Below are 13,166 nucleotides of genomic sequence, written 5' to 3'. Positions count from 1 at the left end.
CGCGGCACTAGCATGCCGGTGCCCGGCGGTGTCAGCCCGGATTCCGCCCCGGACCCGACCTGGATGGACCCGTGAGCCAGTACCCGCCGTACCCACCTGCCGGGTACCCGCCCCGGTTCCCGCAGCCGAGCCCGAGCGGTGCGACCGCGTACACGGCGGCCGGGGCCGGTGTGGTGTTGGCGATCGCCTGCGCCTGGGGGGCCTTCGTGACGTTCGGCGCGGTCTCCGAGTGCGTGGGGCGCTGCGTGGCCAGGTCGGGCGCCTCCTACCCGATCTCGATCGCGTGCGCGGTCGGCCTGAGCGTCTCGGCGCTGCTGCTGCTGGTCGGCGCGGCACTGATCTTCGCGCGCCAGACCGCGGGGGCGGTGCTCACGGCGGTCGGGGCCTTCCTGCCCTCGGTGACGGCCGTCCTGTTCTTCCTCGTCCCGAACATCCGGATCTACGTCGCGTACCTGGACATGACCGCGGTGGTCGTCCTCATCGGCCTGACAGCGCTGTTCGAGATGATCCTCAGCCTGCTGCCGCCGACGTTCGCGTTCCTGCGGCACACCCCGCACAAACCCCACTTCCCCGGGCACGCGCCGTACGGCCAGTACCCGCCACCGGGGTACGGGCCTCACTGACCTGCTCCGAGGAGCAGCTTCGCGGCGACCACCGCCCCGTCGGTGCGGATCTCGCCCGCCACGGCCCGCGCCCGCGCCCCGGTCCCGGGGGCCAGGGCCGTGGCGAGCGCGGCGGACAGGGAGTCGGTGGTCGGGGTCGGACCGTCGTGCGCCGAACCGATGCCCAACCCGGCCACCCGGGCGGCCCAGTACGGCTGATCCGCGATCCGGGGCACGACCACCTGGGGCGCACCGGCCCGGGCGGCGGTCGTGGTGGTACCCGCACCACCGTGGTGCACGACGGCGGCCACCCTGCCGAACAGCGCCTGCTGGTTGACCTCACCGACGACGAAGCAGTCCTCCGCGTCGTCGACCGGCGCCAACCCGGCCCACCCGCGGGCGAGCAGGACCCGGCGCCCCTGCGCGCGGACCGCCTCGGTGGCCACCCGCGCGGTGTCCACCGGGGACTGCGCGGCCCTGCTGCCGAAACCCACGTACACCGGCGGCGCACCGGCCCGGTCCATCAGCGCCGCGAACTCCTCGTCCGGAGGGGCGCACACCCGCGCCTCCGCGCCGAGCAGCCGCAACGCGACCGCGAGCGCCGCGAGCGGCTCGACGTCTCCGCGTGATCCCCACGAGGTCAACAAAACACGCACTGTGCACACCCATTCCGCAGATTTGGCCTGGAGGCGGCAATTCTGCGACCTGACCGGGGGTCTTGCCACAAGCCCCCCGGCGCGCTATATGTTGAAGTGGGGGGAAGTGGGGCCTTCTTGCCGCCGTCGCGACTCGTCCACTCTGGACACTGTCGACGAATCGGACACTGTCGGCGAATCCCGTGGTGGACAGCGTGGCGGAGCAACATGACGGACCGGCTCCATCCGGTCACCCCTTACCACGCCCGGACGAAAGTGGTGCCGCGCCATCCACAGGCCCTGGGGGACCCCCGATTTCTATTCTTCCGCAGGGTGAAGGGGCTGGTCAAACGACTATCCACAGGCGATTGCGGCTGCGATCTGGGTGGGCTGCGCTCTGCGAAGGTCGAGCTTTGAGGCGCTGAGTGGAGGACGTGCTTCGTCGTGGCTGCGTGGCTGCCCGGTCTTTCGTTAAGGTACGCCCGGGTGGGTGGATGTGGTCGGCTGTTCCCCGGTTCAAAGCCCGGGGCTTTGTGTGGGGTGCCCGGCTGGGTGGATGTGCTCGGCTATTCCCCGGTTCAAAGCCCGGTCTTTTCGCTGTGGTGCCCGGCTGGGTGGATGTGCTCGGCTATTCCCTGGTTCAAAGCCCGGGGCTTTGTGTGGGGTGCCCGGCTGGGTGGATGTGTTTGGCCGGGGCCCCTATGGCGATCATGTGCTCCAGTGTGACCGGGTGGGGCTGAAAAGATGCCCCACCGCCCAGGCAGGCTGTCACATGATCGCCACCCCCGGCCAAACACATCCACCCACCCGGGCAGTTGGCTCGCCGGGCTGTCGGTTTTTGGAGTGGTCGGCCTGCGTTCAGGACCTCCACCCACCCGGGCATTCGCCCGCCGGGCCAACGGTTCTCGGGGTGGTCGGCGGCTGCGCCGATGGAGTTCGGCGCGGCTGGTGGTCGGGCCGTAGGTTCGGGGGGTGGCTGGTTGTTGCTGCGCCTGGTGGGGTTCGGGTGGCTGGTTGCCGGGCTGGCGGTTGCCGGGCTGGCGGTTCGCGGCTGCGGCCGTGAGGTTCGGGGGCTGGCCGTCGGGCCTGTGGTTTGTGGGGTGGTGGGCGGCTGCGCCGGTGGTGGTCAGTGGCTGGTGGCTGGGCTGGCGGTTGGTGGGGTGATCGGCTGCCTTGCGGGCAGGTCTTGTTGGCAACCACCAGGTGCCCGGGGTGGGGCACCGCGAGGGGGCACCGCTGTCGCGGTGCCCCCTCGGGTCGTTGGAGCGGCTGGCCGGTCAGGCTGCGGGATCAGCCCGTCTTCGCCGGGCGGGAGGGCACCACCTGGACGATCCTGGCGCGGCGCCAGCGGCGGCCTCGGCCTGCGGACATCAGGCGGGACGCCAGCACCATGGCGGGGACCAGCAGTGCCACAGCGGTCACGCCCACGCCCGCGAGCACCGGGCCGAGTTCGTCGTGCGGTGCGGCCACGGGTGGTTGGGCCGCGGGGGGTGCGACGAGGGGGCCTGCCGGGGCGCCGCCCTCGGCCGGGAGGACGGCGGTGACCGCGGCCATCGGGTTGACCGTGCCCCAGCCGAGGCCGGGGTCGGGCAGGGCGGCGGCCGGGTGGTTGGCGGTGGCCTCCAGGCGGTGCTTGACCTGTGCCGCGGTCAGGGTGGGGCGGTAGGCGCGGACCAGGGCGGCGGTGCCCGCGACGAACGGGGCGGCGTAGCTGGTGCCGCTGCCCTGCCAGTGGCCGGGGCCCTTCGGGCCGGTGCTGACCACGTCCACCCCGGGGGCGACCAGGGACAGGTAGGGGCCGGTTTGGGAGAAGTCCGCGCGGGCGCCCGCGGCGTCGACGGCGCCCACCGCGACCACGGTGGGGTAGGACGCCGGGTACGTCACCGGGTCGCCGTCGCGGGCGCCGTTGGATGCTGAGGCGACCACGACCACGTCCTTCGCCGCGGCGTGGTCGATCGCGGCGGCCAGTTCGGCTGAGGGGGCGGTGGTGCTGGCCGAGACGTTGATGACGCGGGCGCCCGCGTCGACGGCTGCCCGGATGCCGCGGGCCATGCCCGTGGGGGTCAGGGCGCCGGGTTTGTCCTTCTCGGCGGAGGTGGCGACGCGGACCGGCAGGATCGTGGCGTCCGGTGCCACGCCCGCGAAACCCGTGCCCGTCTCGGTGCGGGCCGCGATGATGCCCGCGAGGAACGTGCCGTGGCCGTAGCAGTCGCTGTCGGCTCGGCCGCCGCCCGGGGTGATCACGTCGATGCCGGGCAGCACGCGGCCGCCGGAGAGCTGCGGGACCGAGGAGTCCACCCCGGTGTCGACGACCGCGACGACGACACCGGCACCCCGGGTGACCGGCCACACCCGCTGCGGGGCCAGTTGCTTCTGCGCCCACGGCACGTCGGTGGCGCTGCCCTGGGGCGCGGGCAGGCAGGCGTCGCTCGTGGCGGGCAGGGCGGGGACGGACTGCTGGGCGGAGGCGGTCGGGGCCAGCAGGACGGTGGCCAGCCCGGCGGCCAGCGCGCACCGCAGGGCGCGCATCAGGCACCCACCGCGGTGCGGTCGGCGCTCGCGTGCTGCCACCGCACGAGCGACGAGGTCAGCCGGGCCGCCGCCTCCGGGTCGTCCACCAGCCGGAGGGGGGCCCGCTGCCTGCGGGCGAGCACGCGGTCGAGCTTGGCGAGCACGGCGAGGTCCTGTTCGTCGAGGTCGGTCGTGGTCGGCAGCTCGCCGGGGGCGAGTTCGCGGAACAGCGCGGCGACCCGGGGCGCGGCGGGGCCCTCGCGCTCGGGGTCCTCCTCCCCCTCCGCGGTGCGCACCGCCAGCGCCTTGAACCGGCCCGCGGCGGCGAACACCGCCTCACCCACCGGGCGGTTGACCAGCAGCTCGGAGGTCCGGCGCGCGGTCGCGGGCCAGATCAGCACGTCGAGGTCCGCACCGGGCACGGTCACGTCGAGGTCCATGCTGGCGCTGAGGAACCCCGGTTCGGTCAGCACCACCCCCGGGGCGGCCTCGTGCTCCGCGGACCCCAGCCTGCCCTGGCGCAGCACCGCGCGGCGGTGGACGGGCAACCTGCGGATGCCGGAGACCAGGCACGGCAGCAGGCCGGTGAGTTCGGCCCCGTCACCGGCCCGCACAGCCTGGTTCAGCTCGGTACCGGCCAGCGGTCCCCGCCCGAGGTACAGGCACACCGCCACGTAGTCGGCCTTGATCCCGGCGGCCCCACCCTGCCGCAGCGACGGCCAGGTGGCCAACGCCGCGTTCACCGTCGCCAATGCCTCCCCGAACAACTCACCCGCCGACGCGGCGAACCGCGCCTGCTCGGCCGCCGAACTGGACCGGTCCGCCAGCACCAGCGGCACCACCGCGGCCACCGCCTCCGAACCGGCCTCCCGCACCGCTCCGACCGGCGCCGCGGGCTCGACCGGCTCAACCGGCGCAGCGACCTCGACCGGCGCGTCGGGCTCGGTGGTCACCACGGGCTCGACCCGCACCGGCGCGGGCAACTCGTCGACGCGCTCCGCAGGCCCGGAAACCGTGGGCACCGGCGACGACGACGTGGTGACGATCGGCGGCGCGGAGTACGAGACAACCGACGGCCGCGACGGCACAGCACCACCCTGCTCGACCGACCGGGCATCCACCGCGGGTGCCGCATCACGCTCGGCGGCAGACCGGAACTCCGACCCCGGAACGGCCCCAGGGACTGCGGAGTCCGAAGTGGACTGAACCGGAGTGGCCTCGGCGGGCTCGCGGCCGGCGGCACCGGGCACCACGGGGATCGACCCACCCGGATCGAGAACCGCACGCGGCTCAACCGCCTCGACCGGAGCAGTTTCGGAGTGGATCGATCCGAGCGGCTCGCGCGGCGGAACCGGCTCGGCAGCAGCGGGCGCGGCCGGGACAGGACTGACGGGGGCGGCCTCAGCCGGGGTGGGTAGATCCAGCGGCGCAGCCGAGACCGGGGTGGGAAGCGGGCGGAGCGAAGGCGCCGGAGCGGTCGCCGGAGCGGAGCCCACCACAGGGATCGGGAGCGGCTGTGCGGCAGGCATCGGACCGATCGCCGCAGCAGGGTCCACCGAGGTGGGCAGCGGCCGGGGCGAAGGTGTCGGGCCGGGTGCTGTGACCGGGTCCGCTGCCGGGGTGGGGCGCGGCTGGGCAGGAGGCATCGGGCCGGTCGTGGTCGCGGGGTCCGTCGGAGTGGGGATCGGCTGAGACGAGGAATCCGGTCCGGTCGCCGGAGCGGGACTTGCCGCCGGGGTCGAGAAGGGCGGGAGCGAGGGCGCCGGGCCGGTCGCGGTGGTGGGGCGGGCCGGGGAATTCGGTTCGTCGGTCGCCGCTGCCGGGCGGTGGGGGTTGTCGGGGGTCTGGTGGGGAGGGGTGGGCGTGGAGGCGGTGATCGGGCGGAAGCGGATGGTCGCCTCTGCGCAGGCAACCGGGCCGGACACGGTCGCCGGTACGGCGGGGGCGGGGGGCAGGTCCGCCGTCCCGGAGCGCGGGCCGCTCGCGGTCGTGGCGAACACCGGCGGCATCGTCCCGGCACCGGGCGAGGGGGGCGCGGTCTGCGGGCGGGCCTCGGGGGTCGGCTCGGCGGGGGGCGCGTGGTCTGCCGGGCGTTGGTCGTGGTCGGCGCGGACGCGGGTGAGGGTGGCTGCGGCGTGGGCGTCGAGGGTGCCGAGGACGCGGATGCGGGCGGCGGCCCGCTGGTCGGGGTCGAGGGCGCCCAGCAGGTCGTCGGCGGCGGTGAGCATGGGCAGGTCGACCGGTTCGCCGGGGTTGCCGAGGTGCAGGAACCAGCGGGTGGGGTCGAAGGGCAGCGGGTCGGGGGCGGCGCCCGCGGTGGACGAGTGCAGGACCAGGCCGGAGGGGACCACCTCGGCGACCACGCCCGCGGGCACGCCGTCGAGTGGGCGGTAGGCGCGGACGCCGTGGCGCACCCAGCCCCGGGGTGCGGGGGCGATCTCCACGACCTGCTGCCCGCCACCGTTGGTGAGCTGGCGCAGCAGGGTGGGGAACGGGCGGAACCCGGGGTTGCCGTCGGCGGCCGGGACGACCGTGGAGGTGGTGTCGACCGGCATCCCGGTGGTGAACAGGACGTCCGCGCCCGCCTTGGCGGCCAGGTCGCGCTGCCAGGCCGATGAGCAGACCTCCGGCACGGCCGGGACCAGCACCGCCCGGATCGTCCCCAACCTGAGCAGCACCGACGCGACGGATGCCGGGGTGGGGACGGTGTCGCCGCCGCCGACGACCATCCTCGGGAAGCGGTGGTCGCCGACCACGGTGAAGGCGGGGTCGGTGGCGTGGACCGGTTCGGGGCTCCCGGCGCGCACCAGGATGCCCGCGGGCACGGGTTCGACGACGAGGTCGGCGACGGTGACCGGGGTGGTGGGCAGCACCGATTCCCACGGTGCGGCGGGCCAGCGCGGGCCCGCGTACTCGGGGTCCGCACCGGCGCGGACGCGCCACCAGCCGGAGGCGCCGGTGCCGTGGCCCGCGTACAGGACGGCGGGTCCGGTGGCCAGGGGGCCGTCCGGGGCGATGACGTCGACGCCGAGTTCGCGGGCCAGCCGCTGGGCCGCCGGGTGGCCCGCGAGACCGGGCAGTCCGAGCCACAGCGACGTCGCCCGGACGTCGGCGAGGACCGAGCGCAGCAGGGTGGGCAGCAACCGGGCCAGGGTCTTCTCCTGGCGGGCCTGCTCGGAGACCACCACGAGCAACTGCCCCGCCACGGCGGGCACCCGGTGCAGCACCGGGTCGTGGCCGTGGGCGCCCTCGTCGCGGTGGCGGAGCAGCACGTGCGCGCCGATCGGCTCGGCGACGAGCGCGTCGAGCGCCTCTTGTGCGAAAAGCCGGTGCATCATCACTCCCGCCGTTGAAACTGTGTCCATTTCTCCCGCCACCCACCCCCTCTTCCCCGCCCGGCACCGTCCCCGACGCGGGGGCGATGACTTCGCCGCGGCGGTCGCGTGCCGGTCCTAGGACGCGGGGGCCGGTCGGGCGACCGCTTCCAGGTCCTCGACCGTGAGCAGGGTGAGGTCCACCGAGTCGGCGGTGGTGCTCGTGGCCAGGCGGGAGGCCTGGCGGTCGGTCATCCGCTCGAACACCCGGCGGGCGGTGCGGCCGTTGCCGAACGTGCCGTCCTTCGGGATGTCCTCGAAGTACCGCAGCAGGGCGTTGACGACTTCCTCGTCGAGCCGGTAGTCGTGTCGCGCGCACTGCGACTGCACGATGGTCACCAGTTCCTCCGCGGTGTAGTTGGCGAACTCGATGGTGCGGCTGAACCGCGACTCCATGCCGGGGTTGGCCGCCAGGAAGCCCGCCATCTCCTTGGAGTAGCCCGCGGCGATGACCACGATTTCGTCGCGTCGGTCCTCCATCAGCTTGACCAGGGTGTCGATCGCCTCGCGGCCGAAGTCGGGGCCGCTGCCGCCGCCGCCCTGGCTCAGCGTGTACGCCTCGTCGATGAACAGCACCCCGCCGAGGGCGCTGGTGAACGCCTCGGTGGTCTTGATCGCGGTGCCGCCGATGATCTGCGCGACCAGGTCGGCGCGGGCCACCTCGACCAGGTGCCCCTTGGCGAGCACGCCGAGCTGGGCGAGGATCTGGCCGTAGAGGCGGGCGACGGTCGTCTTGCCGGTGCCGGGGGCGCCCGCGAACACCAGGTGCCGGGCCATCGGCGGGGCCGACAGGCCCGCGTCCTGGCGGCGCTTGGCCATCTTGTTGAGGTTGACCAGCGAGGTGACCTCGCTCTTGACCCCGGCCAGGCCGACGAGGTTCTGCAACTCCACCAGCGGGTCGGACCCGGCGGCGGCCCGCTGCCTCGGGGCGTCGGCCTCGGGCGGGGGCGCGTCGGCGGTGGCCGCGGTGCCGAAGGCGTCGGGGGTGCGGTTGCCGCCGCTGATCACGTCGAGGACCTCGATGGCCGAGCCGGGCCGGGTCTGGCGGACGCCGCTGCCGCGGTTGTCGCGCACCGTGCAGCCGGAGACCCGCACCGATTCCTCGGTGTCGACCCGGATGCCGTCGCCCGCGCCGGAGGAGAACTCCGAGTCCACGACCGACCCAGAGGAGCCCTCGGCGAACAGGCAGCCCGCGCCCTCGCTGCCGTGCACCCGGCACCGCAGCACGGAGACGTCCGCGCCCGCGCCCGCGTGCACACCCTCGGCGCCCGCGGCCTCCACTGCGGAGTCGACCAGCGCCAGCGCCGCCTCCTGCACCCGGACGCCCGCGGCAGCGGTCCGGCGCACGCCCAGCCCGCTGACCGAGGGCCGGGCGCCGCCGGTGACCACCAGGCCCGCGCCGCGCCCGCCGTCGACCTCGACGTTCTCCAGGGTGCCCCGGGCTCCGCCCGCGATCTCGATGGCGTCGCCGTCGCAGCCGACGACGCGCAGGCGGCGCAGCAGCGGGTCGGCGCCGTCGTCGAGCAGGACCCCGGTGGCGGAGCAGCCGGAGACGGTGGTGCGGTCGAACTCGGTGACGCTGCGCCCGCTGACCGCGACGCCGACGCCGTCGACGTCGGCGACGGCGCAGTCGGAGACGCTGCCCGCGGCGCGGCCGCCGAAGTACAGGCCGCGGCCGCGGGTGCCGCGCACGGTGCAGCCGCGCAGCACCGGCGCGCACGCCTCGGCGACGAACACGCCTTCGCCGCCCGCGCGCTCCACCGTGCAGTCCTCCAGCAGGACCTGGTCGCTGCTGGCCAGGTAGAAGCCGATGGCGGCGACGCCGGTCACCGACAGGCGCGACGCGGTGAGCACGGCCTGCTGCTCGACGGCCACGGCGGGTTTGCCCGTGCCGGAGACGGTGGTGTCCTCGACGGTGAGCCTGCCGCGGCCGTTGAGGCAGATGCCGTTGCCCGCGGCGGTGTCCACCGAGCACGCCCGCATCAGCAGGGCGCCGTCGTCGGCCACGACGACCGCGGAGGTGCCCAGGTCGACGAAGCGGCAGGTGTCGAGCACCCCGCCGCGCGGGGAGGTGACCACGACCCCGGCGCCGACCGCGTTGCGGATCTCGCAGTCGCGCATGACCACGCTGCCGTCGTCGCGGGCGAACACGGTGGCCCAGCTCGACGCGGCCAGCGAGCACTCGGTGAGGTCGAGCTGCCCGCCGCCGACGAGCACCGCGGGGCTGTCGGCGTCGGCGGCGACCACGACCAGCCCGGACAGGGCGGCGGAGTCGGCGCCGAGTGCGACGGCGACGCCGGTGGTGGCCACCAGGCGCACCGTGCCGGGGCCGTCCTCGGCGGTGATGGTGACGGGCCGGGTGATGACCAGGTTCTCGCTGTAGCGACCGGGGCCGACGAGGATGACGGCGCCGTCGGGCGCGCTCGACACGGCGTCACCGATGCTGCGGTGGCCGCGACCGGGGGTCTGGGAGACCAGCACGACGTTCCGACTCACGATCGGTTCTCCTCCGCTCCGCTGTGGTGCCCGGGACTCGCGCGCTCCGGACTGCCTTCGGCCGCGCACCGGACCCGGCCGGGTGCGGTGCTCCTCGGTCTCGACGGGGAGGGACCCTCGCGGGCGGGCCTCCGTCACCGGGCCGACAACACCTCCACGTGCCGCCGGTCCGGTTTGGTTCACCGGTCCGGCGAGCGGTGTGCGCCCGTGCACCGGTCGCGCCGCCCCACCGGCGGTTACCGCCCCTGGTCCGCTTCGCGGTCAACCGCCGCGATCGACCGGACGACCTCGGCGGGCATTCGCATGGCGGCGGGACCGCCGGGGTTGAGCAGGACGTCGATCCCCTGTTCGGGCAGCGATTCGGCGAGCTGCCGCACGTCCACCGGGAACCAGTGGGGGGCGTCCACCCCCGGCCGGTGGCCGGGCGCGGTGGTCACCAGGACCGCGTGGGCGCCGTCGGGGGTGGGGCCGACGACCGCGTTGCCCTCCTCGTCCACGGCGATGCCGAGCACGGCGTCGCGCAGCAGGGCGGGCAACTCGTCGGCGGAACCGCCGCGGGCGGCCTCGCGCAGCACCGCGTCCACCGGGTCGAGCGGGGAGTCCGGTGAGGAGGGCTGGTAGACGGGGTTGGGTTGGAACCTGCCCCGGGTGCCGTCGGTCACCGGCCAGGCGCCGAGCACGGCGGACACCGGGGGGTCGGGTTCGGCGGCCGTGGAGCGCCACTCGTTGTCGATGAGCAGCAGCAGCCCGTCCTCCACGGGCTCGGCGGGTGTCGTCGTCACGGGATTCCCTTCGCGGTTCGGGTTCAGCTCAGGCCGGGCAGCAGCCGGAAGCGGTCCGCGGCGGCGGCCGGGACCCGCTCGCGCGGCTCCTGGCGCGCCCAGCGGTCGACCGCGCGCTCCAGCGAGGTGTGGGCGAAGCGGTCCAGCGACGACCGGTTCGACTCGGCCCCGCCGTCGGCGTCGACCTCGGCCGGGGACAGTTCGCGCAGCACGATGCGACCGCGCTCCCCCGCCGCGGGTTCGCTGAGGTCGAGCACCTTGAACCGGGTTCCCGGCAGGAACAGCACCCGGTCGGTCACCGCGTCCTCCGCCGGTTCCAGCGGTGCCGTGCGCCTGCCGGTCATCGACCACACCAGCAGGTCGACCTCACCGCGCTGCGCGGCGCACGGGGCGGCCAGCAGGTGCAGGAAACCCGGCTCGACCACGACCTCCCGCTCGCGGTAGGACTCCCACTGCGCGGGCGTCAGGGACAGGGTCGTCACGGTGCCGCCCCGGTGGACGGGCAACCGCGCGGCGGCGGACGCGGCGCAGCGGCCGAGGCGGAGCACCGGCGCTCCCGAGGCGTCGCGCAGCGCCGGGTCGAGGTCGTCGGCGCCACCGGCCAGGTACAGCCGGAGGGCGGCCGCGTCGGTGAGCGAGTCCTCGGGGGCGGCCGGGTCGGTGAGCTTGGGGTGGCGGGCCAGCACGGACGCGGTGGACTCGGCGGCGGCGAATTCCGCGGCCCAAGTGGCTCGAACCCACGCCCGCTCACCCCCCGGCTCGACGTCAGCGCCCTCCGGTTGCACCACCGGCTCGGCCTCAGCGGTCGCCACCTCGATTCCGGCACCTGCTGGGCTCGCCACCGGCTCGATCCCGGCGTGCTCCAGGTCAGCAGGCCCGATCCCGGTGCCCTCGGGGGACACCACCGGCGCGACCTCGGTGTCCTCGGGGGCCGCCACCGGCTCGGTCTCGGCGCCCTCCGGGGCGGCCACCGGCTCGACCCGGTCGGCGTCCGGGGGCGCGTGCTCGGTCGGCGGCTCGGTGAGGTGACCGGTGACCGGTTCCCAGACCTCGTCGGCGGCGGGGTCCAGCGGTTCGGCGGGCCGCTCGCCGTCCGCTTCGGGCAGGTGGATGGCGGCGGGCACGGGGGCGAGCACGCCGCGGAGGATCTTGCCGATCAGCCCGTCGTCGGGCTCCCCCACCGGGTCGGCGGGCGGTGCCAGGTCCTCGACCGGCTGGGGGCGGCGGGGGTGGGCCAGGACCACGGTCTCCGCGACCGCCGCCACAGCGGGCGCCGGGCCGACGGCGCGGACGAACCGACCTGCCCGCGCGGCGGTGACCGGGGGCTGCGGCGCGGTGGGCGTCGAGTCGGTCCGGATGAGCTGGGCGAGCCACGGCAGGTCGACCTCGGCGGGCACCGCCGGGGCGCTCTCGTCGGCCGGGTTCTCCGATTCCGGCGCGGCGCGTTCGGTCGGGGCGGGGACCACGCGGTTGACCAGGCGGATCTGCACGTCGAGCTGCTCGGCGACCGCGCGGGCCAGCTCGCGCACCCGGTCGTCCGCGTCGTGGAAGAGCTGGTGCGCGGCCGGGTCGACCGGTGCCGCGCGGACCGCGGCGGCGTGTGCGGGTTCCTCCGGGGAACGCACCCAGAGCCCGGCGCGCACGACCTCCACCACCGCGTCCGGCTCCCACCGGTACACCCCGGGGGTGACCTCGTCGAGCCCGTCCACCGGCGCCCGGTGCCCGCGCAGCCGGGGTGCCGCGGGCTCCGCGCCCGGTTCGTGCGGGAGGTGGGAGAACAACTGGGCGAAGGTGTCCCAGCCCAGTGAACCGTTCGGCTGGACGGTGCGCACGCGCGGTGCGCCCGGGTCGCCCGCGGGGATGCCGTTGTAGCAGGCGACCTCCTCGCCGAGGACGTCGGCGAGGGCCTGGCCGAGGTCGTGCCCGGCGGGCAGCCGCACCGAGCCGTAGCGGGCGAAGCGGGCCCGGGCGCGGTCGGCCGCGGTGAGGGTGGACCAGAACCGGGCGACCGCGTCGAGGGTGAGCGGGGGCAGGTGCTGGCCGCCGAGGACCAGGGTGAGCGTCCCGGGGACCTCGGGCACGGTGCCGGTCAGCTCGGCGCGGTTGACCGCCAGCCAGCGGGGCTCCCCGTCGGGGCGCAGCCACACACCCGCCGGGAGCGGTTCGGCCGTCTCGGGTTCACCGGGGGCGCGGCTGCGCGCCACGACCGACGCGAAGTCCGCCGACCGGGGGAAACCCGCCCACCCGCCGTCACGGCCCGCCCCGACGAGCAGCACCGCGGTGGCCCCGCGCGGCAGCGGCTCCGCGGCGACCACGACCGGGCGGTCGAGCCGCGCCGAGAACCAGCGCGCCGCGTCGGCCGGGGAACCCACCGGGGTCCCGGTGAGCACCAGGCGGATGCCGCGGGGACCTCGGGGCAACGCGGCGACCAGCGCGAACCTGGTCGCGGTCGCGGCGGAGGGCAGGTCGGCGACCACCAGGTCGCGGTCGACGTCGGCGGGCAGGGCCGGGGCCACCGCCCGCGCGACGTCGCCGATGCCCCCGGGCGCGTGCAGCACCAGCGCGTGCCCGACCGGGGTGGCGGCGAAGTCGACGTGCTCCTGGTGCCGGGTGCGGAGTCTGGCCAGCAGCGACATCGGGTCCCTTCCGGTCGACCCCGGTGGGCGCGGGGCGGGGTTGCTCTACCCCCTCCACGGACCGGGGAGCCCGCCAGGTTCACCTGCCTTCCCCACTCGCAAGACAACAGGATTACGATCCGGTCTGCGT

General features: G+C 75.4%; 6 protein-coding genes and 1 pseudogene. 1 reads left to right on the top strand and 6 read right to left on the bottom strand.

Translation table 11 applies throughout. The features are described 5' to 3' along the window. The first annotated feature begins 71 nt into the window (after window positions 1-71). On the top strand, window positions 72-623 hold the full coding sequence (locus tag DFQ13_RS12595) for a hypothetical protein (RefSeq protein ID WP_110079914.1): 552 nt from the start codon (window positions 72-74) through the stop codon (window positions 621-623). Here DFQ13_RS12595 and DFQ13_RS12590 read toward each other — a convergent pair. From DFQ13_RS12590 to DFQ13_RS12565, 6 genes and pseudogenes are all read right to left on the bottom strand, one after another. Beyond that, a pseudogene (locus DFQ13_RS12590) lies at window positions 617-1,150 on the bottom strand (glycosyltransferase); the annotation flags it as partial. The gene DFQ13_RS12595 and the pseudogene DFQ13_RS12590 sit on opposite strands and share 7 nt — an antisense overlap. Before the next feature lie 1,377 nt (window positions 1,151-2,527). Then, a complete protein-coding gene (mycP, locus tag DFQ13_RS12585) occupies window positions 2,528-3,766 on the bottom strand; it encodes a type VII secretion-associated serine protease mycosin (RefSeq protein WP_110079912.1) in 1,239 nt (412 codons plus the stop codon). Beyond that, window positions 3,766-7,083 carry a hypothetical protein gene (locus tag DFQ13_RS12580; RefSeq protein ID WP_146241207.1) on the bottom strand — a complete coding sequence of 1,106 codons (3,318 nt, stop codon included), beginning with the start codon at window positions 7,081-7,083 and terminating at the stop codon, window positions 3,766-3,768. The genes mycP and DFQ13_RS12580 overlap by 1 nt, the downstream gene beginning before the upstream one ends. 117 nt (window positions 7,084-7,200) lie before the next feature. Then, window positions 7,201-9,618, bottom strand: a complete 2,418-nt coding sequence (locus DFQ13_RS12575; RefSeq protein WP_110079910.1) for a right-handed parallel beta-helix repeat-containing protein — start codon at window positions 9,616-9,618, stop codon at window positions 7,201-7,203. 236 nt (window positions 9,619-9,854) lie between these two features. Then, window positions 9,855-10,400: a type VII secretion system-associated protein gene (locus tag DFQ13_RS12570; protein ID WP_110079909.1), complete on the bottom strand. Its 546-nt coding sequence runs from the start codon at window positions 10,398-10,400 to the stop codon at window positions 9,855-9,857. A gap of 23 nt (window positions 10,401-10,423) precedes the next feature. Continuing rightward, window positions 10,424-13,036 carry a hypothetical protein gene (locus DFQ13_RS12565; protein WP_146241206.1) on the bottom strand — a complete coding sequence of 871 codons (2,613 nt, stop codon included), beginning with the start codon at window positions 13,034-13,036 and terminating at the stop codon, window positions 10,424-10,426. Between the last annotated feature and the right edge of the window lie 130 nt (window positions 13,037-13,166).

The organism is Actinokineospora spheciospongiae, assembly GCF_003182415.1.
Taxonomy (GTDB): domain Bacteria; phylum Actinomycetota; class Actinomycetes; order Mycobacteriales; family Pseudonocardiaceae; genus Actinokineospora; species Actinokineospora spheciospongiae.
Note: the sequence above shows the minus strand (reverse complement) of the source record. Positions and strands in the feature narration are given on the sequence as shown.